The 25,017-nt window shown below is 70.6% G+C and carries 18 protein-coding genes and 1 riboswitch; of the genes, 8 read left to right on the top strand and 10 right to left on the bottom strand.

The genetic code is table 11. The features are described from left to right. Nucleotides 1–6: 6 nt before the first annotated feature. A riboswitch (cobalamin riboswitch) is annotated at nt 7–240 on the top strand. Between the two features lie 170 nt (nt 241–410). Beyond that, entirely contained in the window at nt 411–2,435 is a 2,025-nt protein-coding gene (locus E4A53_RS01600; RefSeq protein WP_136161349.1) for a TonB-dependent receptor, read from the top strand. On the opposite strand, the gene E4A53_RS01595 is transcribed toward E4A53_RS01600, so the two are convergent. Beyond that, entirely contained in the window at nt 2,432–3,268 is an 837-nt protein-coding gene (locus E4A53_RS01595) for an ABC transporter substrate-binding protein (RefSeq protein ID WP_136161348.1), read from the bottom strand. The genes E4A53_RS01600 and E4A53_RS01595 overlap by 4 nt on opposite strands. 34 nt (nt 3,269–3,302) lie before the next feature. Here E4A53_RS01595 and E4A53_RS01590 point away from each other — a divergent pair, with 34 nt between their 5' ends. Together E4A53_RS01590 and E4A53_RS01585 are read left to right on the top strand one after the other, a co-directional pair. Continuing rightward, nucleotides 3,303–4,310 (top strand): FecCD family ABC transporter permease, encoded by a 1,008-nt coding sequence (locus tag E4A53_RS01590; protein WP_136161404.1) that lies wholly within the window; start codon nt 3,303–3,305, stop codon nt 4,308–4,310. Continuing rightward, on the top strand, nt 4,304–5,092 hold the full coding sequence (locus E4A53_RS01585; protein WP_136161347.1) for an ABC transporter ATP-binding protein: 789 nt from the start codon (nt 4,304–4,306) through the stop codon (nt 5,090–5,092). The genes E4A53_RS01590 and E4A53_RS01585 overlap by 7 nt, the downstream gene beginning before the upstream one ends. Nucleotides 5,093–5,154: 62 nt before the next feature. Here the strand turns inward: E4A53_RS01585 and E4A53_RS01580 are convergent, their stop codons facing one another. Both E4A53_RS01580 and E4A53_RS01575 read right to left on the bottom strand, forming a co-directional pair. After that, nucleotides 5,155–6,441 (bottom strand): histidine-type phosphatase, encoded by a 1,287-nt coding sequence (locus E4A53_RS01580; RefSeq protein WP_136161346.1) that lies wholly within the window; start codon nt 6,439–6,441, stop codon nt 5,155–5,157. Nucleotides 6,442–6,458: 17 nt separating this feature from the next. After that, nucleotides 6,459–8,513 carry a phytase gene (locus tag E4A53_RS01575; protein WP_136161345.1) on the bottom strand — a complete coding sequence of 685 codons (2,055 nt, stop codon included), beginning with the start codon at nt 8,511–8,513 and terminating at the stop codon, nt 6,459–6,461. Nucleotides 8,514–8,691: 178 nt separating this feature from the next. Here E4A53_RS01575 and E4A53_RS01570 point away from each other — a divergent pair, with 178 nt between their 5' ends. After that, nucleotides 8,692–11,226, top strand: a complete 2,535-nt coding sequence (locus E4A53_RS01570) for a TonB-dependent receptor (RefSeq protein WP_168694279.1) — start codon at nt 8,692–8,694, stop codon at nt 11,224–11,226. Between the two features lie 128 nt (nt 11,227–11,354). After that, a complete protein-coding gene (locus E4A53_RS01565; protein ID WP_136161343.1) occupies nt 11,355–12,689 on the top strand; it encodes an MFS transporter in 1,335 nt (444 codons plus the stop codon). Nucleotides 12,690–12,700: 11 nt separating this feature from the next. On the opposite strand, the gene E4A53_RS01560 is transcribed toward E4A53_RS01565, so the two are convergent. Continuing rightward, a complete protein-coding gene (locus tag E4A53_RS01560; RefSeq protein WP_136161342.1) occupies nt 12,701–14,725 on the bottom strand; it encodes a TonB-dependent receptor plug domain-containing protein in 2,025 nt (674 codons plus the stop codon). Nucleotides 14,726–14,811: 86 nt separating this feature from the next. On the opposite strand from E4A53_RS01560, the gene E4A53_RS01555 reads away from it, so the two are divergent. The 3 genes from E4A53_RS01555 to E4A53_RS01545 are packed head-to-tail and all read left to right on the top strand — an operon-like array spanning nt 14,812 to nt 17,139. Next, a complete protein-coding gene (locus E4A53_RS01555) occupies nt 14,812–15,144 on the top strand; it encodes a PepSY domain-containing protein (RefSeq protein WP_206366193.1) in 333 nt (110 codons plus the stop codon). Between the two features lie 7 nt (nt 15,145–15,151). Then, nucleotides 15,152–15,814 (top strand): response regulator transcription factor, encoded by a 663-nt coding sequence (locus tag E4A53_RS01550; protein ID WP_136161340.1) that lies wholly within the window; start codon nt 15,152–15,154, stop codon nt 15,812–15,814. After that, nucleotides 15,811–17,139, top strand: coding sequence for a sensor histidine kinase (locus tag E4A53_RS01545; RefSeq protein ID WP_206366191.1), 1,329 nt, complete (start codon nt 15,811–15,813; stop codon nt 17,137–17,139). The genes E4A53_RS01550 and E4A53_RS01545 overlap by 4 nt, the downstream gene beginning before the upstream one ends. 38 nt (nt 17,140–17,177) lie before the next feature. Here E4A53_RS01545 and E4A53_RS01540 read toward each other — a convergent pair whose 3' ends face one another. The 6 genes from E4A53_RS01540 to E4A53_RS01515 are packed head-to-tail and all read right to left on the bottom strand — an operon-like array spanning nt 17,178 to nt 24,982. Continuing rightward, the gene (locus tag E4A53_RS01540; RefSeq protein ID WP_136161339.1) at nt 17,178–17,972 is read right to left on the bottom strand and encodes an inositol monophosphatase family protein; all 795 of its coding nucleotides are present in this window, start codon (nt 17,970–17,972) and stop codon (nt 17,178–17,180) included. 5 nt (nt 17,973–17,977) lie between these two features. Then, nucleotides 17,978–19,474 carry a CoA-acylating methylmalonate-semialdehyde dehydrogenase gene (locus E4A53_RS01535; protein WP_136161338.1) on the bottom strand — a complete coding sequence of 499 codons (1,497 nt, stop codon included), beginning with the start codon at nt 19,472–19,474 and terminating at the stop codon, nt 17,978–17,980. A gap of 28 nt (nt 19,475–19,502) precedes the next feature. After that, nucleotides 19,503–20,306, bottom strand: coding sequence for a 5-deoxy-glucuronate isomerase (gene iolB, locus E4A53_RS01530; RefSeq protein ID WP_136161337.1), 804 nt, complete (start codon nt 20,304–20,306; stop codon nt 19,503–19,505). Further along, complete coding sequence (gene iolE / locus E4A53_RS01525) at nt 20,303–21,208, bottom strand: myo-inosose-2 dehydratase (protein WP_136161336.1); 906 nt, start codon at nt 21,206–21,208, stop codon at nt 20,303–20,305. The genes iolB and iolE overlap by 4 nt, the downstream gene beginning before the upstream one ends. A 7-nt stretch (nt 21,209–21,215) precedes the next feature. Continuing rightward, the gene (iolD, locus tag E4A53_RS01520) at nt 21,216–23,060 is read right to left on the bottom strand and encodes a 3D-(3,5/4)-trihydroxycyclohexane-1,2-dione acylhydrolase (decyclizing) (protein ID WP_136161335.1); all 1,845 of its coding nucleotides are present in this window, start codon (nt 23,058–23,060) and stop codon (nt 21,216–21,218) included. Then, the gene (locus tag E4A53_RS01515) at nt 23,057–24,982 is read right to left on the bottom strand and encodes a bifunctional 5-dehydro-2-deoxygluconokinase/5-dehydro-2-deoxyphosphogluconate aldolase (RefSeq protein WP_206366189.1); all 1,926 of its coding nucleotides are present in this window, start codon (nt 24,980–24,982) and stop codon (nt 23,057–23,059) included. Before E4A53_RS01515 ends, iolD begins: the two co-directional genes overlap by 4 nt. Nucleotides 24,983–25,017 lie beyond the last annotated feature (35 nt).

Raw genomic sequence — 25,017 nt, 5'->3', positions numbered from 1 at the left:
CTCCGGTTGCCGAAAGATCGCGCCGGTGCCCCGCAAGGGGCTGAAAACGGGAATGCGGTGCGGGTGGCGACACCCAAATCCGCGGCTGTCCCTGCAACTGTAAGCGGCGAGCGCGATGCACTGGGCCCCTCTGATGGAAGGGGCCGCCACTGGGCCGAAGCCGAACGGGCGGGGCCTGGGAAGGCGTGCATCGCGCCCTGACCCGCGAGCCAGGAGACCTGCCGGCGCATGGTCGCTCTTGCCCTGGCCCAGGGATTGGCCACGGCACGGTCCTCCGTCTGAGCGACGCATCGTGCGGCAGGGGCCGCACCGGCACGCGTGTCGGGCGCTATCGCGTCCGCCCGGCAGCGCGCGCCGGCCGCTCGCGCGGACGCCCCGGCCCGTCGTTCGGACGCTTGGGGTTTTCGATCATGTTCAGTTTCCTCCCGTCACGCGCCGCGATCGCCGCCGTGCTGTGCGCCGGCGCCGCCCATGCCCAGGCCGCGCCGGCCCAGCCGGACGACGGCGCGGCGATCGTCGTCACCGCCTCGCGCTCGGGCGATGCGATCCCCGCCGACCTGCTCGGCGCGTCGGTCACCCTGCTCGACGCGGCCGCGCTCGAACAGCGCCAGACCCGCATCGTCTCCGACGTGCTGCGCGACGTGCCCGGCGTCGCGGTCAGCCGCGTCGGCGGCGTCGGCGGCCTGACCGCGCTGCGCATCCGCGGGGCAGAGGCCAACCATGTGCTGGTGCTGGTCGACGGCATCAAGGCCAGCGACCCGTTCAACGGCGAGTTCGATTTCGGCACGCTGATCGCCGACGAAGCCGCGCGGATCGAGGTGCTGCGCGGCCAGCAGAGCGCGCTCTACGGCTCCGACGCGATCGCCGGCGTCGTCAACTACATCACCCTGTCGGGGCGCGAGGCGCCCGGCGTCAGCCTGCGCGCGGAAGGCGGATCGTTCGAAACGCTGTCCGCCGGCGCCCGCGTCGGCGGCGTTGCCGGCACGCTCGATTATGCGCTGACCGGCTCCTATTTCCACACCGGCGGCACGGCGACCGCGCGTGGCGGCAGCCGCGATGTCGGGTCGGACAACGCCGGCGCGTCGGCCAAGCTGGTCTGGGCGCCGTCGCCGGACTTCAAGGTCACCGGCGTCGCCCGCTACAGCTATACCGACGCCGAACTGAACGCCAGCGACGGCGATGCCACCAGCCCGAGCTTCGGCTACACCATCGACAGCCCGGGCGCCCATTACCGCAACGAGGCGTTCTACGGCCTGGTCCGGGCGGAGGCGACGGCGTTCGACGGCCACTGGACCAGCGCGCTGTCGTTCCAGATCGCCGACACCACGCGCAAGGGCTACGACGTGCCCTTCTCCTTCCTGCCGCGCGCCGGCCAGACCGTCGGCTATGCTTATGGCGACAAGGGGCGGCGCTATCGCGGTTCCTATGAAAGCACCGTCCGCTTCGGCAATGCCGACGTACAGAACCGCTTCACCTTCGCCGTCGATGCGGAGCGCGAGGAATTCCAGAACACTTCGCCCCCCGCCATCGCCGGCAATTTCACCGGCAAGCGGCACAGCGACACGCTCGGCTTCGTCGCCCAGTATGACGTTACGTTGTTCGACCGGCTGGCGCTCGGTGGATCGCTGCGCATCGACGACAACGATCTGTTCAGCGACAGCACCACCTACCGGGTGCAGGGCAGCTACCGCTTCGGTGAAGGCACTCGCATCCACGCGGCGGCCGGCTCCGGCATCAAGGCGCCGGGCTTCTTCGAGCTGTTCGGCTTTTCCGACGGCCGCTACACCGGCAACCCGGCGCTGCGCCCGGAACGATCGGAAGGCTGGGAGGCCGGCGTCGAGCAGAGCTTCGCCGACCGGGCGGTGACGCTCGGCGCCACCTATTTCTCCAACCGCTTCAGCGACGAGATCTACACCATCTATGTCCAGGTCGGCGGCCAGTATGTCGCGACGCCGGGCAACCGCGCCACCGCCACCCGCCAGAAAGGCGTGGAAGCCTATGCCCAGGCGCGGCTCGGCGACGGCTGGCGCGTCGATGCCAGCTACACCTGGCTCGACGCCAAGCAGGATCAGGACGTGCTGCCGGTCGTCGCCTTCGTGCCGACCCGCTTCACCGGGCAGGCCGTGCGGCGGGCGAAGCACATCGCCAGCGCCAACCTCAGCTGGGCGCCGGCGGACGGTCCGCTCAGCGCGACGCTGACCGTGCGCTACAACGGGGCGCAGAACGACCTGGCCTTCGTCGACCCGTCCTATGTGCCCGAACTGGTCCGGCTGCGGTCATTCACGCTGGTCAACTTCAACGCGGAATACCGGCTGACCCCGGCGATCGCGCTGTTCGGCCGGGCGGAGAACCTGCTCGACCGCCGCTATGAGGAAGTGTTCAGCTTCGCGACACCGGGCCGCGCCGTCTACGGCGGCGTCAAGGTCCGCCTCTAATGCCGTGCGCCGCCCGGATGCGCCGGCCGCATCTGGGCGGCCAGGCTGCGCGCCGCCTGGACATAGGCCGGCCCACCGCACACCGTCCATGCCTGCGGCAGGCGAAGGCGCGGGATCGCGGCCAGCGCCGGGTGGTGCAGCATCTCTGTGCCGTGGTCGACGACCCGGTCGCTGTCGCTGTCGACGATCAGATAGTCCGGCCGGCTGGCGACCAGTTCCTCGATGCTCAGCCGCGACAGCGGGCCCTTGCCCAGCACTCCGGCCAGGTTGCGCAGCCCCGCCCGCCGCATCAGCTCGTCCATCAGTGTGCCGGTGCCGCTCAGGAAGCCGCGCCGCTGGTAATAGGCGGCGACGCGCGCGCCCTTCAGCACCGGGATCGCCGCCAGTTCGGCGTCCATCCGGCGGATCATCGCCTCGCCGCGCGCCGGGTGGCCGACCGCCGCCGCGACGGTGCGGATGTTGGCGACGATCTCGGCATGGCTTTCCGCCGCCGGCAGCTCGACGACGCGGTAGCGCCCGCCGGTCAGCGCCGCGATCCGGCCCATCGCGAAGCCCGGGTTGGCGACGATCAGGTCGGGGCGAAGCGCCAGCACCGCCTCCGCGCTGCTGTCGGCGACAGGCACGTCGCGCGCCTCGGCGGCGGCGGCCGACAACGAAGGGTCTTTGACGAAACGGGTCAGTGCGGCAATCTGGGCGCGGTCGGCCAGCGCCAGGATCAGCTGGTCGGCGCACAGGTTGAGCGACACGATCCGCGCCGGCGCTGCCGCCGTCGCCGGTGCCGCCGCGCCGCACAGCAGCAGGGCAAGGCAAAGGCGTAGGGCGATGGCGGGCATGGATCTCTCGACGGACGCGGTCACGCCCCCGCTCATGCCGCCGCCCGGCGGCCGGCACAAGCGCGCTCTGGTCACGCTGGGCCTGCTGCTCGCCTGCGTGGTGGCGGCGGCGCTGTCGGTGCTGGTCGGTCCGGCCGGGCTGCCGCCGGGGCGGCTGCTCGCGGCGGCGGCGGGCGGCGATGACTGGATCGCCCGCACCATCCTGTTCGAACTGCGTTTGCCGCGCGCGGTGCTGGCGCTGGCGGTCGGCGCGATGCTCGGCGCCGCCGGCGCGGCGCTGCAGGGCTATCTGCGCAACCCGCTCGCCGAACCGTCGGTGCTCGGCGCGTCGAACGCGGCGGCGCTGGGCGCGGTCGTCGCGCTCTATTTCGGGCTGGCGGCGTTGCATCCGGTGGTTCTGCCGCTCTGCGCCATCCTCGCGACGCTGGTCGCGCTGGCGCTGCTGTTCCTGCTCGCGGGCCGGTCGGAAAGCCCGCTGACCCTGATCCTCGCCGGCATCGCCATCGGGACGATGGCCGGCGCCGGGATCAGCCTCGCGCTCAACATGGCGGCCAACCCGTTCGCCGCGATGGAGATCATGACCTGGCTGCTCGGGTCGCTGGAGGACCGGTCGATCACCCATATCTGGATCGCGCTGCCCTGCATCGCCGCGGGGCTCGCCCTGCTGCTGTGGGACGGGCGGGCGCTCGACGCGCTGACGCTGGGCGAGGACGGGGCGCTGGCGCTCGGCATCGACCTCGGCCGGGCGCGGCTGCGGCTGCTGCTCGGCGTCGCGATTGGCGTCGGCGGCGCGGTCGCAGTGTCGGGCGCGATCGGCTTCGTCGGGCTGATCGTGCCCCATCTCGTCCGCCCGCTGACCGATCGTTCGCCCTCGGCGCTGCTGGTGCCTTCGGCCATCGCCGGGGCGGCGCTGCTCACCCTCGCCGACGTGCTGGTCCGCATCATCCCGTCGACCAACGAGCTGAAGCTGGGCGTCGTCACCGCCTTCGTCGGCGTCCCCGTCTTCCTCGTCTATCTGATGCGGGAGCGGAGGCTGTGGTGACGATCGCCCTCGACGCGCTCGGCGTCACCCTCGGCCGCCGGCCGGTGCTGCGCGATGTCTCCGCCACCCTCGGTGGCGGCAGCCTGATCGGTGTCGTCGGCCCCAACGGCGCCGGCAAGTCGACGCTGGCGCGTGCGATCCTGCGGCTGGTGCCGGCGCGGGGGCGGGTGCTGGTCGACGACACCGACGCCGCCGCCCTGTCGCGCGCCGAACTTGCCCGCACCATCGCCTATCTGCCGCAGGGCCAGACGCTGCACTGGCCGCTGGCGGTGGAACGGCTGGTCGCGCTCGGCCGGCTGCCGCACCTCGCGCCATTCTCGCGTATCGGCGCCGCCGATCATGCCGCGATCGAACGGGCGATCCGGTTCACCGATGTCGGTGCGCTGCGCGGTCGGGTGGCGACGGAGCTGTCGGGCGGCGAACGGGCGCGGGTGCTGCTTGCGCGCGCGCTGGCGGTGGAGGCACCGGCGCTGATCGTCGACGAGCCGCTTGCCTCGCTCGATCCGGGGCATCAGCTTGAGGTGATGGAGCTGCTCCGCGCGCAGGCGCAGGGCGGCGCGCTGGTCGTGGCGGTGCTGCATGAGCTGACCATGGCGGCGCGCTTCTGCGACCGGCTGCTGCTGCTCGACGGCGGCGCGCTGGTCGCCGACGGTACGCCGGCGGAGGTGCTGACCCCGGCCCGGCTCGCCGCCGTCTACGGTATCGATGCGTGGATCGGCACCGCCGGCGATGCCGCGCTGGTCGTGCCGCTGCGCCGCTGTGGAGATGGCCGGACGGGATAAGCGGATGCTGCATCACCCCCATTCCCGTCCGGCCAGGGCGCCGGTCGGACCCTTCCGGGAATTCAGGATCCGGCCAGCTTCGCTTTCACCACCGTGGTGAAACGGTCGATCGGGCAGGGCGCGGTGTCGCCCGCTGCGTTGCAGCCGGGGATCGGCAGATAGGCGCGATAGCCCGGCGCATCCGGGTCCAGCGCCTGCTGCTCGCGCAACTGGTCCATCGTCTGCGCGCGGAAGAAGGCGCGGACGAAACGCTGGCCCTTGCCGTCGCGCAACAGCTCGAAGCCCAGCGCGCCGCCCGGCGGGATATCGTCCTTCGGGTAGCTCGGCACCTGCCAGTCCAGGCCGAGCAGGCTGCCGATATCGGCCAGGTTGGTGTCATGGCCGAACAGCAGGGTCAGCCTTGCGCCGTCCGCCCCGGCGGTCAGCGCGCCCAGCATGCGCGAGACGAGCGGCCCCGCCGCCCGCTGCGCGACATAGGGCGATCCGTTCTCGTAGCGGAACTTGACCGGGTGGAAGACGAGAAGCTGCTCGATCTGGTCGCGGGTCACCCGGCCCCAGCCGACGTCGCTCATCGGCATGCCTTCCAGATATTCGAGCAGCAAGGTCTGGCTGATCGTCGATCCGATCACCAGCGGCCCCTCCAGGTCGGGCCGGTCGTGCGGGTTCGCGGCCAGCGTCGTCGGCAGGTCGGCCAGCGTGCAGGCGTCGCCCGCCCCGTTCGCCGCGCAGACCGTCGCCGAACAGCAGCCGAGGACGGTGCCGAGCAGGTCGATTTCGGCGCGGTGGGTGGCGGCCTCGGCCGGTAGCCCCCCGGCCGGTGCGAGCGCCAGCGCTTCGGCATGGCCCCGTGCGCCGTCGAAATCGGCGGGCCCGGAATCGAGCGGATGGAAGATCGCGTCCTCCGGCCCTTCCTTTTCCGGGTGGGCGACCGCGACGACGCAGCCGGGCAGCAACGTCTCCAGATAGGCTTCGCCGGTCTTGATCGCGCGCTGCTTGGCGCTCGCCTCGGCATCGACGGCGCCGGGGGTCAGGCAGCCGTTGGCCGGGATCAGCCCGCGCTTCACGTATTCGGCGCGGTCGGCGGTGCCGAGCAGGCGGATGCCGGCGGCGCCGCGCGGGGTCAGCAGGCCGTAGTCGACCGGCCAGGCCGGCCACGGATCGCTGGTGTAATTGGTGCCCTTCGCCGGGTCCTTGGTCGGCGGGCGGATGCCATGGCGCATCACGAACACCACCCGTTCCAGCGCAAGGCCGTCGGCGTTCGCCGGGCTGTCGGTCGCGGCGCAGCCTCCGGCAGTCATCGCCGCCAGCGCCACGCCCATCATCGCGCGAATGGCTGTGTGCATGCTCATGCTCCCCTCCCGGCCGCTCAGCGGCTTTCCAGTTTCAGCGCGGCGGCGATGTCGGCCCAGCTGACGATCTTGAAATTCTGCTTCTCGCCGGGCAGCACGTTGCGGCCGTCCTGCGCGACCATCGCGCCCTTCTCGAAGCCGGGGCCGAGCGGCAGGCTGCTCACGTCCAGCCCGTCGGTCTCCGAGATCCCGTCGATCCCGGTCGCGCCGTCGGCGACGACGGCGAAGGAGCCGCGATAGGCATTGGCGCCGTCGCGGTCGTAGACGGCGTAGCTGTTGTTGCCCTGGCTGGACACGACCAGGTAACCGCGCCCGTTGCCGAGGTCATAGAGCGACACGCCTTCCAGGTCGTCCTTAAGCGCCGGGTTGCCGGCGACCGAATCGACCTGCCTGCGCGCGTCCCCGGCCTTCGGCTCGGCGCCGACCCGCCACAGCGCGACATCTTCTTCGGCGATGTAGAGCGCGCCGTTGGCGTCGTCGGCGACGCAGCCTTCGGTCTGCGACCCGAACCGGATATCGCGCACCTGCCTGATCGCGACCTTGCCGTTCGGCCGGGTGACCAGTTCCCACTGGCGGTTCAGCCCGTCCGGGTCGCTGACGATCACGTAGCTGCGGCCGGATCTGGTGCTGCGGTACATGCACAGGCCATACGGGTCGGACAGGCCGGACGGCTGCAGCCCGTCGGCGATGTCGATCAGCGCCCCGGTCGCGGTGTCCAGCCGGTAGATCGCCACCGCCTTGCGCGTCCGGTCGCTGGCGGTGACCAGCACGATCGGCTTGCCATCCAGCATGAAGCCGTCGCGCAGGTCGACGTTGTTCATCCGCCCGACCGGCGCGAAATGCACGACCTTGCCCTGCATGTCGTAAACGTAGAGCCCGGCCTTCTTGTCGGTGCCGATGATCAGGCTGGCGGCCGGGTCGGCCGGGTTGTGCCAGATCGCGGGATCGTCGGCGGCGTCGCCGGCGGCGGCAACCGGCACCGTCTCCACCCGCGCGGTGACGGTCGGGAAGCGCGGCGCGACGCTGGTCGGCGGCAGTTCCGGCGTACCGACCGCCAGGCCGAGAGGCGCGGCGAGCGCGTCGAACCCGACCAGCTTGTAATTGGCGCCGCCGGCAGCGTCCTCGTCCGCCGCGACGAGCAGGCCGTGGCCGAAGCCGCTGCCCAGTGCCGCACCGGTCGCCGCCAGCCCGCCCGGCTCCTTCACCGCCGTGCCGCCCGGCCCGGCCATCGTCACGGCGCCGGCATAGGCGTCGTCCTTGGTGCGGTCGTACAGGAACAGCCGCCCGGTCGACGCGTCGGACGCGATCAGCCAGCGCGCCGGCCCCGCGTCGTACAGCGCGATGCCGCCCAGTTCCTCGCTGATCCGGCCGATGCGAGGCGCGTCGATCAGCGCCGGGGCCGAATCGGTCTCCGGGTCGCCGTTGAACCGCCACAGGCCGGTCGCCTGTTCGGCGACATACAGCTTCCCGCTCGCGTCGTCGGCGACGCAATGCTTGATCTTGGTCGGCAGGGTGATGCGCCGCGCCTGGCGCGCATCGACCTTGCCGTCGGGGGTCGCGTAGACCATCCACTGGTCGATCTCGCCGCCGTCGCCGACCGCGATCGCATAGAGCGCGGCGTCGGGCGCGTTGCGGAACAGGCAGACATTCTCGACCGCGAAGTCCAGCGGCACCGCGCGCGCGCCGACTTCGGTCAGCCGATCGCCCGCCAGCGTGAAGAAGCGCAGGCTGTTCGCCGCGCCGTCGGCGGAGACGACCAGCGTCTGCGCCGCGCCGCCCAACATGAAGCCGCCGCGCAAGGCGACGCCGACCGCTTCGCCCGCCTCGGCGGTGCTGAGCAGGCGGCCGTCGAGCGCGTGGACCTGCAATCCCTTGCTCTCGGCGGTGGTGACGATCCGGCTCGCTTCCGGCGCCGCCGGGTTGACGGCGATCGCCGCCTGGTTGGCGTCGCCGCCGGGCGCGGCCTGCGTCTCGGCCGCCGCGGTCACCGTTGCCGGCCGGTCCTGGGCGAAGCCGGCGGCCGGTACCAGCGCCGTTCCCACCAGCAGGCCGATCGTCGTTACCAGTTTCATCCCTCTCTCCCGCGCTGCCAGGCTGTCATCGCCGCTTCATTTCGCCCTCGCAGAGTAAGTACGTGCGAAAAATATGCAAGAACTATTCTAAATATGTTGCAAAATAGAATTTTCATTCATAGTATCTCCTGGACGAATCGCACCGGGCCAAGAGTGCGAGGCGGATATGGAGGGCAAGATGGCTGCTGATCTCGGGTCGTGTGTAAAGGCGTTGATGCTGACGACGGGGCTTGTCGGTCTGGCGCCGGCCATGGCCCAGGGCGGGGGCACGCCGGACGATATCGTCGTGACGGGGCGCCGGGCTGCGGATCGCGCGGCGATCGAGGAAAAGCGCCTGTCGGACAATCAGGTCGACGCGGTGCGCGGCGACGATGTCGGTCGCCTGCCCGATCAGAACGTGGCGGAAGCGGTGCGCCGCCTGCCCGGCCTGTCGGTCGCCAACGATCAGGGCGAGGGCCGCTACCTGACGGTGCGCGGCGTCGGCCCGGAACTGCTGAACGTGACGCTGAACGGCCAGACGGCCCCGGCGCCGGAACCGGACGGCCGCCAGGTGAAGCTGGACGACATCCCGTCCGCGCTGATCGGCTCGGTCACCGTGGTCAAGACGCTGACGCCGGACCTCGACGCCAACGCCATCGCCGGTCAGGCCAATATCCAGACGCTGACCGCGTTCGATCGCGGCAAGACCTTCGTCACCGGCAAGGCGGCGGTCGGCTATTATCAGGCCAACCACAAGAAGCCGTATGAGGTGGATCTGACCGCCGGCGCATTGTTCGGCGCCAACAAGGATTTCGGCGCCGTGCTGTCGTTCAGCCGGTCCGACCGCAAGCTGTGGGCGGACAATGTCGGCGCCTCGGAAAACTGGGTCGACGTCAACGGCCACGTCATTCCTGACGAATTCAGTATCCGGCGCTACGCGACTCACCGGACCCGCACCGGCGCCGTCGCCAATTTCGACTGGCGGCCCAGCACCGACGTCAAGACCTTCCTGCGCTTCACCTATTCCAAATACGAGGACAGCGAATCGCGCCAGCATTTCGGCGCCCAGTTGCCGGTCGACGACCCGGCGGAAATCACCAACCAGACGGCGACCAGCGGCGACTATGCCAACGGCAGCGCGGATCGCCGGGTTCGCACTCGTCAGGAGGCGACGAGCAGCTTCTCCGGTTCGGCCGGCGGCGAGTTCATGTTCGGCGACAGCCAGTTGAACGTCGAGGGAACCTACTCGCGTGCCAAGAAGCGCGACCCGCATCGCGACGAATGGACGTTCAAGGCGAAGAAGATCGGCGGCAGCTATGATTTCGACGATTACATGGTCGACGTGTCGCCGCTTGATGCCGCCTATGATCCGTCGAAATTCACCGCCTCCAAGGCCAAGTACGAGAGCCGGTTGGCGCTGGAAAATCTGTATCAGGCGCGGGTCGATTTCCGCACCCCGCTGGAGATCGGCGACAGCGCCTATTTCAAGACGGGCGCCAAATATGTCGATCGCCGCAAGAGCAACGACAAGGAGAACCGGGCCTATAGTACCAAGGGGCCGATGACGATCGCGGACGTGCTCGGCGCGGATGTCGGCAACATCTACAAGGGCACCGCCTATCCGTTCGGGCAGGGCATCGACGCCGCGGCGGCCGACGCCTACCTCGCCGCCCACCAGGGCGAGTTCAAGATCGACGACGAAAGCTCGCTGTCGGACAGCCTGGCCGGCGACTACCGGATCCGCGAGCGCGTGCTTGCCGGCTATGTGATGGCCAGCGCCAAGTTCGGCGCCTTCACCATCGTGCCCGGCGTTCGCATGGAGCACACCAGGGGCCGCTTCGCCGGCAAGACGATCACCGACGCCTCGACCTTCGATCAGGGCTTCGACAGCTTCGGCCGCCGCAGCTACACGGACTTCTTCCCCGGCATCAACCTGCGCTTCGACCCGGCACCGGGCCTGACCATGCGCGGCGCCGTCACCCGGGCGATCGGCCGTCCGAATTACGAGGACATCGCGCCCTATGTGCTGGTCAATGTCGGCGACAGGGAAGTCAGCCTCGGCAATCCGGACCTGAAGCCGCTCTACGCGACCAATTTCGACGCGGCGGTCGAATATTACATCGGCAAGCAGGGCATCCTGTCGGCGGCCTTCTTCCACAAGCGGATCGAAAACCCGATCTTCCTGACCGGCACGACCGTGCTTGGCGGCACCTATGCCGGCCAGACGCTGCCGACCGCCTTCGTCACCCAGCCGCAGAACGCGGACGACGCGCGGGTCACCGGGCTCGAGCTGAACGCGCAGATGGAGCTGAGCTTCCTGCCGTCGCCGCTCGACGGGTTCAGCGTCGGCGCCAGCATGACCTTCGTCAAGTCGCGGGCAACCGGCATCCCCGGCCGCACCGACTCGGTCCGGCTCGCCAACCAGTCGAACCGCGTTGCCTCGGCACAGCTTACCTACGAGAAATACGGCATCTCGGCGCGCGTGGCCTATACCTACCGTTCGCGCTATCTCGACACGGTCGGCGAGACGCGCGATGGCGATCAGTATGTCGACAATTTCAACCAGTTCGATGCGCGCATCGGCTACGCGATCACCCCCAATTTCAACATCTTCGTCGAAGGCGCGAACCTGAACGACGAACCGCAGCGCCGCTTCATCGGCATACCGCGGCATCTGGTCGAGATCGAACGCTACGGCTGGTCGGCGAAAACCGGCATACAGCTGAACTTCTAGGGGGTTCCGGGGCCGGCGTCGGCCCGGAACCGGGTTCACTGGACGGCCCCGGTCCGGCCCGTGCCGGGCCGGGGTCGGATCGGCACCGAGCAGAGCCGGGCCGTGGGCGATGGGAGCGGGGGACGGCGATGCTGCGCTATTTCGTGACCGGGCAGGATCGCCCCGTTCTTGCCGACAAGGCGGAAATCGACCGGCTCTACCGCCACCACCGCCTGCGGGTGATGATCGCCATCACCCTCGGCTACGGGCTGATCTACACCTGTCGTCTCGCCCTCGGCGTGGTCAAGAAGCCGCTGATCGACGAAGGCATCTTCACCCCGGTCGAACTGGGGATGATCGGCTCGGCGCTGTTCTACACCTATGCGATCGGCAAGCTGACCAACGGCTTCCTCGCCGATCACGCCAATGTCCGCCGTTTCCTGACCGCCACCTTCCTTGCCACCGCCCTTTGCAACATCGCGATGGGCGGCATCACCGTGCTCTGGGCGGCGGTGCTGATCTGGGGCCTGAACGGCTGGTTCCAGAGCGCCGGCGCCCCCGCCGGCGTCGTCGCGATGACCGCCTGGTATTCCAACCGCGAGCGCGGGCGCATCTACGGCATCTGGAGCACCGCCCATTCGATCGGCGAGGGGCTGACCTTCGTCATGGTCGGTGGGCTCGCCGCGCTGTTCGGCTGGCGCTACGGCTTCTGGGGGCCGGGCCTGCTCGGCCTGCTGACCGCCGCCGGCTGCTGGTGGCTGCTGCGCGATCGGCCGCAGACGCTCGGCCTGCCCCCGGTCGCCGAATGGCGCGGCGACCACCATGTCCATGCCGAACGCGGCACCGCGCGCAGCGTGCTTTCCACCCAGTTGTCGATCCTGAAGATCCCGGCGATCTGGGTGCTCGCCGTGTCCAGCGCGCTGACCTACGTCACCCGCTACGCGATCGACAGTTGGGGCGTGCTCTATCTTCAGGAGGCGCGCGGCTACAGCCTGCCGATGGCCGGCACGCTGCTGATGCTGAGCACGCTCGCCGGCATCGTCGGCGCGATCGCCTTCGGCTTCATTTCCGACAAATGGTTCGCTACCCGCCGCCCGCCGGCCAACCTGCTGTTCGCCGTGCTCGAACTGATCGGCCTGTTGCTGATCTTCTTCGGCCCGGCGAGCACGCCGATGCTGGTTCTCGGCATGCTGCTGTTCGGCATGGGGCTGACCGGCCTGGTCACCTCGCTCGGCGGCCTGTTCGCGGTCGACATCGCGCCGAAACGGGTCGCCGGCGCGGCGATGGGGGTGATCGGCGTGTTCAGCTATGTCGGCGCCGCCGTGCAGGAGCATGTCTCCGGCGCGCTGATCGAAGGCGGCATGCGGATCGTCGACGGCCAGCGCCATTATGATTTCGGCCCGGCGATCTGGTTCTGGATCGGCGCCTCGGTGCTGTCGATGCTGCTCGCCGCCAGCCTGTGGCGGACCCATCTCGCCGATTGAGCACGCGCCGCTCACCCGCCGAATGCCCGCCGGACGGTGAACAGGACCGTCGGCGTCGTCGCCGTCCGCCGCTCCTCGGTCTTGTCGGGGGCGGCCAGGCTGCGCGCGCCGGCATATTTGCGGCGGGTCTCGGCAAAGGGCAGGGCGGTCAGATTGACTGCCTCCAGTCGCAGCCGCCAGGCGGGGGCGGGCCGGTATTCGATATGCGCGTCGAACCGGAATCCGCGCGCCTTGGTGCGGATTTCGTCCAGCCGGTATTCGCGCTTGCGCTCCGCCAGCGTCAGGTCGGCGCCCCAGCTTACCGCCCCGCCGGGCAAATCGTGGATCAGGCTGATCGTACCGGTCACCGGCTTGTCGCCGGAAATCCAGCGCCGTGCCCCGGTCACCGGGTCGCCGACCCGGCTTCGGGTCAGCGTCACGCTCGACACGATCCGCGCGCCGGCGATGCCCAGCGGCGCCAGCGGCAGGGTGGTCTCGGCGGTCAGCGTGTCGCGGCTGCCGCGGCCGATATTGCCGATCGCGTCGAACGGTACGCCCTGGTCGTGGCGCACGACATGGTCGACGACGTCGCTGATCCGTTCGTGCGCCGCGCGCAGCACGATCGCGCCGTCGCCGGCGAAGCGGTGTTCGTAGGTCGCGGCGGCGCTCCAGCTGCGCGGCGGCCGCAGGTCGACCGCCCCGGCGTTGATCTCGCCCCGGTCGAGCGAGGCGGAGGCGACGAAATCGTTGAAGTCGAGCTGCCCGACGTCGCGTTGCACCGCCAGCCGGATCTGGTCGCCGCCGCCCAGCGCGCGGGTCAGCGCCAGCCGCGGTTTCCAATAGGTGAAGCGCCGGTCGAGCACCGCGTCGCCGCGCTGGCGCAGCCGCGACCGTTCCAGCCGCAGCGACGGCTCGACGGTCAGCCGGGCGAACGGCCGCCAGGTCGCGCCCAGCGACGCCTCGACCCGCTGCTCCTCGACCCGGCTGTTCGATCCGGGCACCGGAACCGGCGCGCCGTTGGCGAACAGCGCGGCACTGCCGTCGGCACTGTTGATCGCGCCCTCGATCGCCGCGTCGATCGCCAGCGGCCCGCGCTCGCGGCGCAGCGACAGCCGGGCAATGCTTTCCGCCGTATCGCTGCTCTGGGTGAAGCGCTCGCTGTCGTTGCCCTCGATCGCGGTCGAATCGAAGCGCAGCCGGCCGATGCGGTGGATCAGCAACGCCTCGATCCGGCTGTCGGCGCCGATCGGATGACGGTACTGCGCGCCGGCCTCGCCCTCGGTCAGCGTTTCGCGCTCGCGCACCGCCTCCGGGCCGGTGTCGACATCCTCACGCTTGCGGGCGCGGCTGATGCTGGCGTTGGCGGACAGCGTGCCGCCGGCCAGCGGCGTGTCCCAGGCGCCGCGCCCGGAGAGCGTCTGCACCGTCTCCCACTTGCGGCGCGGCATCTGCCTGGTGACGGCCCCCGCCGCGTCGATCGTCCGGGTCGATCCGCGCCCGGCATCCTCGTCGATCTCGGTGGTGATGCCGATCGCGCCCTCGATCCGCCGGGGGCCGGACTGGCGCGACGCCTCCAGCGTCATCACCGGGTGCAGGACATGGTCATTGGCCGCGATCGCGCCGGCGGTGATCGCGGCGTGGTGGCTGGCTGCGGTCGCGCGCACGACATTGGCGACGACGTCGCGCCCGCCCATCGCGATTCCCGGCGCGCCGCCGCGGATCAACTCGATCCGCGCCACCGCCGCCGCCGGGATCCGGCGCAGCAGGTCCTCCAGCGATTCCGCCTTGGTCGACGGCGGCTTGCCGTCGAACAGGATGTTGCCCGCCGCCTCGGCATAGCCGCGCACCTCGGCGTCCGCGTCGACGATCGCGAAGCCGGGCAGCCGCCTGACCATGTCGAGCGCGTCGTTCGGCCGCGAATCGGCGAAGAAGTCCGGCGTGAACACCAGCACCCCGCTGGCGGCGGCGGTGGGCTCGGCGGCGGGCGCGGCGATCGCGGGCGTGCCGGCAAGCAACAGCAGCGTCGCGGTCCCGGCGGTGAATCTGGTGGTCCCCATGTCCGTGGTGATAGGCGCCGGGCGCTGACGCCCCGCCGCCGTCGGCCGTCAGCCGGATGTCAGCGGCGCCTCGCTAGGCAGCGGCCATGATGAAACGCCCATCCCTCCGCCAGACGATCGCCGCGGCGCTGCTGCTCGCCATCGTCCCCGCCGCTGCCGTTGCCGGCAGCAAGTCCCACAAGTCGCACGAGCAGGTCCGCGACGCGCTTCGCCGTGGCGAGGTGCTGCCGCTGACCCGGATCATGGCGATCGCCCAGGCTCGCGCCCCCGGCCAGGTCATCAAGGTCGAGCTCGACGACGACGATGATCATCCGCGCCGGTTGATCTATGAAGTGAAGACCCTGTCGTCCACCGGCCGGGTAATGGAGGTGGAGATCGACGCTCGCACCGGCAAGGTGCTGAAGGTCGAGGAGGACTGACCGCCGGATGCGCGCCCTGGTCGTCGAGGATGAAGCCGCCGTCGCGGAGGATATCCGCGCCGCGCTCCACGCGGCCGGCTTCGTCGTCGACATCGCGCCGGACGGCCGCGACGCCTGGTTCGCCGGCGATGTCGAGGATTACGACATCGCCATCCTCGACCTCGGCCTGCCGCAGCTCGATGGCCTGTCCGTACTGAAGCGCTGGCGCGCCGCTGACCGGCTGTTCCCGGTGATCATCGTCTCGGCGCGCGGCGACTGGACCGAGCGGGTCGAGGGGATCAACGCCGGCGCCGACGATTATCTCGGCAAGCCGTTCGAGATGGGCGAACTGATCGCCAGGGTTCGCGGCCTGCTGCGCCGCGCCGCCGGGCGCGGGTCGAGCGTGCTCGCCGTCGGCCCGCTGCGCATCGACAGCCAGCGGATGACGGCGGAACTGAACGGCGTGCCGGTCCGCCTGTCGCCGCTCGAATTCCGCCTACTCGATTATCTGGCGCACAGCCCGGCGCGGGCGGTTTCCGCGATGGAACTGGCCGACCATCTCTACGGCGCCGCCGACACGACGGATTCCAACGCGATCGAGGCGCTGGTCGCCCGGCTGCGCCGCAAGGTCGGCGCCGGGCTGATCACCACCCGGCGCGGCTTCGGCTACATGCTCGGCGACAGCGGGTGAGGCTGCTCGCCTCGCTGCGCTGGCGGCTGCTCGCCGTCGGTACCGTCGCCATCGCCGCGGCGCTAGTCGCCGCCTGGCTGTTCATGACCGTGCTGTTCGAACACCATCTCGAACGCCGCCTCGCCGACGAATTGCAGCGCGACGGACTGAAGGTCATCGCCGGCCTGTCGCTCGCCCCCGGTAGCGCGCTTCGGGCGCAGGACATGCCGACCGACGACCGCTTCGCCACCCCGGCCAGCGGCCTTTACTGGCAGGCGTCGAACGCCGCCGGCATCGTCCGTTCGCGCTCGCTGTGGGATCAGGCGCTGCCCACCTCCTCCTCCGCCTCGCGTGAGCAATGGAGCGAGCGCCTCGCCCCCGGCCCGTTCGAACCCCGGCTGGTCATGCTCGAACGGCGGGTGGTGCTCGATGCGGGCAGCGATCCGGTGCTGGTCCAGATTGGCCAGAACGCCGATGCGCTGGCCACCGCCGGGCGGGAATTCGGTCGCGAACTGGCGATCTTCCTCGCCGTTCTGTGGCTGGCGCTGTCCGGTGCCGCCTGGGTGCAGGTCACGCTCGGCCTGCGCCCGCTCGCCCGCATCCGCCATGCGCTCGACCGGCTGCGCCAAAGCCCGGCGGAGCGGCTGGCGGCGGAGGGGCCGCCGGAGGTCCAGCCGCTGGTCGACGCGATCAACGCCCTCGCCGATGCGCGCGAAGACGATGTGGAACGCGCCCGCCGCCGCGCCGCCGATCTCGCCCATGGGTTGAAGACCCCGCTCGCCGCGCTCGCCGCGCAAAGCCGCCGCGCGCGCGGATCCGGCGCCGTCGCCGCTGCAGACGGGCTCGACCGGGCGATCGCCGCGGTTCGCGCGGCGGTCGAGAACGAACTGGCCCGCACCCGCGTCGCCGGTGTCCGGCGCGGCCCCGGCCTGTCCTGCCCGGCGCGCGCGATTGCCGAACAGGTGGTCGCGGTGCTCGAACGGACGGAGAAGGGCGAAGGGCTGGCCTTCGACGTCGCGGTGCCAGACGCGCTGCGCCTGCCGCTCGCGGCGGAGGACCTGACCGAACTGCTCGGCGCGGCGGCGGAGAATGCGGTGCGCTACGCGCGGCGGCGGGTGCGGATCGCCGGCGCCGAACGCCATCTGACGGTCGAGGATGACGGCCCCGGGCTGGACGAGACGGCGGCGCAGACGGCGCTGGAACGCGGCGCCCGCCTCGACGAGAGCGGCGGGCAGGGCCTCGGCCTCGCCATCGTCCGCGATGTCGCGGCGGCGACCGGCGGCGCCATTGCTCTGTCCCGCGCCGCCCTCGGCGGCCTGTGCGTGACGATTACCTGGCCGGCATAGCGCGCATGCCGAGGCGCCGCCCCGGCGCGACGGTTCCGTTAGTCCGCCCTCAGCGCGTCGAGCAGTTCAGCCTGAATCTGCGGCGTCGTCGCCAGCACGGTGCCGCCGGACAAGTCGAGCGCGCCGCCGCTGGTGTTGGTGACGACACCGCCCGCCTCGCGGACGATCACCACCCCGGCCGCCATGTCCCAGGCGCTGACGCTCTGTTCCCAATAGGCGTCGAACCGGCCGCAGGCGACATAGGCCATGTCGACCGCGCCGGCGCCCAGCCGGCGGATGCCGGCGACGCGCGGGGTCAGGCGTTCCATCTCGGTCACGAACTGCCGGTGGCGCGGCTTGCCGGCGAACGGGATGCCGACGGACAGGATCGCCTTCACCATCTCGCTGCGCCGCGACACCTGAATGCGCTGGTCGTTCAGCCAGGCGCCGCCGCCCGCCTCGGCGCGGAAGGTCTCGTTCTGCGCCGGCACATGGGTGACGCCGGCGATCACCTCGCCGTCGCGGGCGAGCGCGATGTTGACCGCGAAGATCGGCAGGCCGATCAGGAAATTCGCGGTGCCGTCCAGCGGGTCGACGATCCAGACATGGCGCTTGTCGCGGCCCTCGCGCAGCCCGCCTTCCTCGCCCAGGAAGCCGTAATCGGGCGCTGCCTTTTCCAGCATCGACCGCACCGTTTCCTCGGCGCGCAGGTCGGCCTCGGAAAACGGGTCGGCCGGACCGTTCTTGTGGCGTACGTCCAGCCGGTCGATCGCGGCGAAATCGCGCATCAGGCCGTCACCGGCCGCCTTGGCGGCGGCGACCATCGTCGCGATCAGGTCGGATCGACCGGCCATGTCCGTCACGCCATCGTCGGGATGACGAAGGCATTGGAGCCGTCGGGCGTGCCGTCCGGCCAGCGCTGCGTCACCGTCTTGACCTTGGTCCAGAAACGCACGCCGTCCATGCCGTACTGGTTGGTGTCGCCGAACGCCGAACGCTTCCACCCGCCGAAGCTGTGGTAGGATACCGGCACCGGGATCGGCACGTTGACGCCGACCATGCCGACATTGACCCGCGCCGCGAACTCACGCGCGGCATGGCCGTTGCGGGTGAAGATCGCGACGCCGTTGCCGTATTGATGGTCGCTCGGCAACCTGACCGCGGTCTCGAAATCGGGGGCGCGGACGATCTGCAGCACCGGCCCGAAAATCTCCTCGCGATAGCTTTTCATCTCCGGCGTCACCCGGTCGAGCAGGGTCGGGCCGACGAAGAAGCCGTCCTCGTGCCCCTGCAGGGTGAAGCCGCGCCCGTCGACGACCAGCTCGGCGCCCTCGTCGACCGCGGTCTGGATCCAGTTCTCGATCCGTGCCTTGTGGGCGGCGTTCACCACCGGGCCGTAATGGGCGTCGGCGTCGGTCGAAATGCCGACCTTCAGCGCGGCGATCGCCGGGATCAGCCGCTCGCGCAGCCGGTCGGCGATGTCCTCGCCCACCGGCACCACCACCGGCAGCGCCATGCAGCGCTCGCCGGCCGAACCGAACGCCGCGCCGCACAGGTCGTGGATCACCTGGTCCAGGTCGGCGTCGGGCATGACGATGCCGTGGTTCTTGGCGCCGCCCATCGCCTGCACCCGCTTGCCGGCGGCGACGCCGCGATTGTAGACGTAATGCGCGATGTCGGACGACCCGACGAAGCTTACCGCCGCGATGTCCGGGTGGTCGAGGATCGCGTCGACCATTTCCTTGTCGCCGTGGACGACCTGCAGGATGCCCTCGGGCGCCCCGGCCTCCAGCATCAGCTCGGCCAGGCGCAGCGGCACCGACGGGTCGCGCTCGGACGGCTTCAGGATGAAGGCGTTGCCGACCGCGACGGCGATGCCGAACATCCACATCGGGATCATCGCCGGGAAGTTGAACGGGGTGATGCCGGCGACCACGCCCAGCGGCTGGCGCATCGAATAGACGTCGATGCCGGGGCCGGCGCCTTCGGTATATTCGCCCTTCATCGCCTGCGGGATACCGCAGGCATATTCGATCACGTCCAGCCCGCGCTGCACGTCGCCGCGCGCGTCGGCCACCACCTTGCCGTGCTCGGACGACAGGAGCAGCGCCAGCTCCTCCATATGCGCCTCGACCAGTTCCTTGAACCGGAACATCACGCGCGCGCGGCGCTGCGGGTTGGTGTGCGCCCAGCCGGGCTGGGCGGCGAGGGCGGCGGCGACCGCCTTGTCGAGCAGCGCGGCGTCGCCCAGCGGCACCTGCCGCGCGATCTGGCCGGTGTTGGGGTCGAACACGTTGCTCTGGCCGCTGCCGTCCGAAGAATGCGCGCCGCCGACGAAATGCTGAACGATGGTCATGACAGGTCCTTGTTAAACACCAGTGGGGTCAATTCCGGGCGACGATCCATGCGTGCGCGGGATCGTTCTTGAAGATCCATTCGCGTTTCGGCCCGGCCATGACGTTCAGATAATACAAGTCATAGCCGTGCGGTGCGCCGACCGGATGATAGCCGCGCGGTGCCATCACAACATCCCCATCCTCCACGGTGATCGTCTCGTCAATGCTGCGGTCGTCCGTGTACACCCGCTGAAAGGCGAAGCCCTGCGGCGGGTTCAGCCGATGATAATAGGTCTCCTCCAGCGCGGTTTCCTCGCCGGGCACGTCGCGGTCGTGCTTGTGCGGCGGGTAGCTCGACCAGTGGCCGCCCGGCGTGATCACTTCGACGACCAGCAGGCTGTCGGCCGGTTCGTCCTGCGGCAGGATATTGCGGACGAAACGCTGGTTGGTGCCTTCGCCGCGCACTTCGCGGGTCATCGTCGCCGGTGCGATCAGCCGGGGCGCGCGGCCAGGCCCGCCCGGCGCGGTGCACACCGCCAACTCGACCGCGTCGCGCGCCGTCACCCGATAGCGGGCTTCCGCCGGGACGTAGACGGCGGCCGGCGCCACATCCTCGAACACACTCGCCCGCCCGCCGATGCCGGGGAAGGCGGCGTCGCCGGCGGCGATATCGGCGGTGCCGGACAGCACGACCAGGCACGCCTCGCGGTCGACCGCGCCGCCGGCCAGCATCTGCCCCGGCGCCAGCCGGTGGACCTTGAAGCCGACCCGGTCCCAGCCGGCGCTCTCCGGCGTCACCTCCAGCACGCAGCCGGTGGAGTCGGGGGCATGGGGGCGAACGCGCAGGGTCATGCCGCCGCCCGCCATGCCAGCCCGGCCTGGTCGGCGCAGCGTTCCAGCGTGCGCAGCCCGATCTCGCCGTAGCGGCGCGGGTCGGCGACCGCCGGGTCCTGTTCCGCCTCGACGATCACCCAGCCGTCATAGCCGATGTCGGCCAGCGCCCGCATCGCGTCGCCATAGTCGAGGTAACCGTCGCCCGGCACGGTGAACATCCCGGCCAGCACCCCGTCCAGGAAGCTGCCGCCGCGCCGGCCCAGCGCGCCGAACACCTCCGGCCGGATGTCCTTGCAATGGACATGGGCGACGCGTTCGGGGTGGTCGCGGATCAGCCGGAACGGGTCGATCCCGCCCAGCGCGGCGTGGCCGGTGTCGACGGTCAGCCCGACGCTGGCGCCTGTCGCCTGTAGGAAATGCTCCAGGTCGCGCTGCCGCTCGACGACGGTGCCGAGATGATGGTGATAAGCCAGATGCAAACCTGCCGCCGCGACATGGTCCGCCACCGCCGTCAGCCGCGCCCCGAACCGTTCCCAGTCGTCCTCCGCCAGCCGCGGTGTCGCTGCCAGCGGCTGGCCGCGGTCGCCGTGGATCGCGTTGCTCGTCTCGGCGATGATGAACACGGTGCAGCCCATCGCCTTCAGCAGCGCCAGATGCGGTTGCAGCGCCGCGACCTCCTCCTCGGCCGACCGGGTCAGCAGGCTGGCGCTGTACCAGCCGCCGACCAGCGTCAGCCCGTGCCGGCCAAGCAGCGGCTTCAGCACCACCGGGTCGCGCGGGAACTTGCCGCCCAGCTCGACGCCGGTGAAGCCGATCGCCTGCGCGTCGGCCAGCACCGACTCCAGCGGCGTGTCACCGCCCAGCTCCGGCATGTCGTCGTTGATCCATGCGATCGGGCTGACCCCGAATCTTATCGCCATGACCGTCTCACTTCCTCTCGCCCCGGCGCAGTTGCCGCTCATATGCCGCGCGCGCGGCATTGACCGCCGGGCGCTCCGACACCTCCGGCACCGCGACGTCCCACCAGGCGCCGCCGGCCTCCGTGCTCGCCGCCGGATCGGTGTCGATGACGATGACGCTGCTGTGCCCGGCCGCCCGCGCCCGGCCCAGCGCCGCTTCCAGCTCGGCGATCGACCCGACCTTCTCGGCATGGGCGCCAAGGCTGCGGGCATGGCCGGCGAAGTCGATGTCGGGCAGCTGTGCGTGGCGGGTGTCGGCCAGCAGGTTGTTGAACGGCGCGCCGCCGGTCGCCGCCTGCAGCCGGTTGATGCAGCCGAAGCCGCGGTTGTCGAGCAGCACGACGATCAGCTTGACGCCCATCGCGACGGCGGTCGCCAGCTCCGAATTCAGCATCAGATAGCTGCCGTCGCCGACCAGCACATAGACGTCGCGATCCGGCGCCGCCATCTTCGCGCCCAGCCCGCCGGCGATCTCGTAGCCCATGCAGGAATAACCGTATTCGACATGGTAGCCGCCGGTCGCGCCGGTCGGCCACAGCTTGTGCAGCTCGCCGGGCAGGCCGCCGGCGGCGCAGACGACGATCGCGTCCTGCGCCGCCCCGCGCGCCACGGCGCCGATCACCTGCGCGTCGGACGGCAGGGTGTTGCCGGCCGGCGCTGCCATCACCGCCGCGGCGGCGCGATCCCATTCGGCCCGCGCTGCCCGTGTCGCCGCCTGCCAGTCCGCGCTTGCCGCAACGCCCTGTGCGGCATCCGCCAGCGCCAGCAGCACCGCCCGCGCATCGCCGATCACCGGCATCGCGCCATGCTTGTACGCGTCGAACGCCGCGACATTCACCTGCACCAGCCGCGGCGCACCGTCGATCAGCGCGCGTGACCCGGTGGTGAAATCCTGCAACCGGGTGCCGAGCCCGACGATCAGGTCGGCCTCCGCCGCCGCGCGGTTGGCCGCGCTGCTTCCGGTCACGCCGATGCTGCCCAGATTATGCGGGTGGTCGTGGGGCAGGGTGCCCTTACCCGCCTGCGTCTCGGCAAAGGGGATGCCGGTCGCCGCGACGAAAGCGACCAGTGCCGCCTCGCCCCCGGCATAGCCGACGCCGCCGCCGACGATCAGCAGCGGCCGCGCCGCCGTGCGCAGCCGTTCGGCCAGCGCGGCGATGTCGGCGGGGTCTGGCATCGCCACCCGCTGCCGCCAGGTGCGTGGCGCGAAGAAAGCTTCGGGATAGGCGAAGGCCTCCGCCTGCACGTCCTGGCAGAAGGCGAGGGTCACCGGCCCGCAATCGGCCGGGTCGGTCAGCGTCGCCATCGCGCGCGGCAGGGCGTCGAGCAACTGCTCCGGCCGGGTGATCCGGTCGAAATAGCGCGACACCGGCCGGAAACAGTCGTTGGCGGAAACAGTGCCGTCGCCGAAATCCTCGATCTGCTGCAATACCGGGTCGGGGCGGCGGCTGGCATAGACGTCGCCAGGCAGCAGCAACACCGGCAGGCGGTCGACATGGGCGAGGGCGGCGGCGGTCACCATGTTGGTCGCCCCCGGCCCGATCGATGTCGTGCACAGCATCGCCCGCCGCCGCCGGCTCTGCTTGGCGAAGGCGATGGCGGCATGGGCCATCGCCTGCTCGTTGTGCGCACGCCAGGTTGGTAGCGTGTCGCGGGCGGCATAGAGCGCCTCGCCGATCCCGGCGACATTGCCGTGGCCGAAGATCGCCCAGGCGCCGGCGAAGAAGCGCGCCGGTCCGCCGGGCAGCGTCACATACTGGTTGGCCAGCCACGCCACCGCCGCCTGCGCGGCCGTCATCCGCCTGTCGGTCATGCCGCCTTCCCCACGCCGGCGCGGGCGTTGCGCCACGCCTCGACGAGCAGCGAGAACCGCTCGGCCAGCGCGTCCACCGCGTCGGCATCGCTGATCGCGCCGCGCATCCATTCGCGCGCGACATCGTAGAAGATCGTACGCCCGACGGCGAATCCCTTGACGATGTCGACCGCGGCGGCCGCGTCGAACGAGGCGATAAGCTGCTGCATCGGCGTCGACAGGCCAAGCAGCACCACCCCCCGGCAATGCGGATCGTTCTCGGTGATCGCCGCCGCGATATTGCGCCAGGCGGCCGGGTCGTCGACCGGTTCCAGTTTCCACCAGTCCGGGTAGATGCCGATCGCGTAGAGCCGGCGGATCGCGCGGGCGACGGTCATCGCGTCGCCCGGCATGTCGGCGGGAACGATGACCTCGACCAACAGTTCGTGGCGCGTCTTGCGGCAGGCGTCGAACAGGCGCAGCAACTGCCGCTCCTGCCGATCGCGCATCTCCGGTGTGTCGTCGGGGTGGTAGAAGACCAGGCATTTGACGACGTGGTCGACCGGCCATTGCGCCAGTTCGGTTGCGACATCGGCCGATCCCTCGAACGCCAGCGGCCGCGACTTGGGCCGCTCGATCGGCCGGCCGATCCAATAGGGGTGGTCGGCGGCGGCGGCGAGCGTGTCGAAGCCGTAGCGCCCGTCGACCAGCAGGCCGAAGCCGGGATCGCCCTGCGCCACCCTGTCGAGCGCGGCGAGCGCGAAGCCCTTGAACCGGCCAATCAGCCCGGCGTCGACACCCAATTCCTCCACCAGTTCCTCGAACTGGCTGCGGTGGTCGACGGCGAGCACGGTCAGCGACGGATAGGCGCGCCGCCGCGTCGTCGCCCAGTGGATCTGCTCCAGCGCGGTGTCGTCGCGCAGGCGGAACGGGTGGGTGTCGCTGGCCAGGAAGGCTTCCAGCTCGGTCCAGCTCGGCATCGCCGGCGCGCAGCCGTGGCGCGACACGACGATTGCGCCGCAGGCGTTGCCGAAGGTGCAGCAGTCGGCGATCGCCTCACCACGCAGCCAGCCGCGCGCGAACCCGGCCATGAACGCATCGCCGGCACCAAGCACGTTGAACACCTCGATACGGAAGCTGCGGCCGCTGATCCCGTCGTCCAGCCGGTCGGGAATGGCACCGTCGAAGGCGGCGCAGCCCAGTGCACCGCGCTTGCACACGATCAGCGCGTCGCTCCCGGCACGGATCGCGCGCAGCGCGGCGATGGTGTCGGTGCTGCCGCCGAGGATGTGGATCTCCTCCTCCGTCCCGACGATCAGGTCGCACAGCGGCAGCACCTGCTGCAGCCGCTCGGTCACGGCCGGGTCGGCGACGAAGCGGTTCTCGCCCATGTCGCGCCCGGTCAGGCCCCAGAGCACCGGGCGATAATCGATGTCGAACAGCACCTTGCCGCCCGCCTCGCGCACCCAGGTCGCGGCGGCGACGCTGGCGGCATAGACGTCCGGCTGCGACAGGTGGGTGCCGTTGATCAGCACCGCTCCGGCGGACTGGATCCAGGCGCGGTCGAGGTCGTCGCGGGTCAGCGCCATGTCGGCGCAATTCTCGCGGTAGAAGATCAGCGGAAAATTCTCGCGGTCGCGCAGGCCCAGGATGACCAGCGCGGTCAGCCGATCGGGGTCGAAGACGACGCCGCGCGTGTCCACCCCCTCGCGCCCGAGCTGCTCGTGAAGAAACCGGCCCATATGGTCGGTGCCGACCCGCGTCACCAGCCCGGTGCGCAGGCCCAGCCGGGCGCCGCCGACGGCGGTGTTGGTCGGGCTGCCGCCGACATATTTGGCGAAGGACGCGGTGTCCTCCAGCCGCCCGCCGGTCTGCTGGCCATAGAGGTCGACGCTCGATCGTCCGAGGGTGATGAGATCGAGCATCTTGTCCGAATGCGCCATAGCGGTCCCGTTCCCGCCGCCCGCAGCATCGGGCG

The organism is Sphingomonas flavalba, from assembly GCF_004796535.1.
GTDB classification, from domain to species: Bacteria; Pseudomonadota; Alphaproteobacteria; order Sphingomonadales; family Sphingomonadaceae; genus Sphingomonas_L; species Sphingomonas_L flavalba.
Note: the sequence above shows the minus strand (reverse complement) of the source record. Positions and strands in the feature narration are given on the sequence as shown.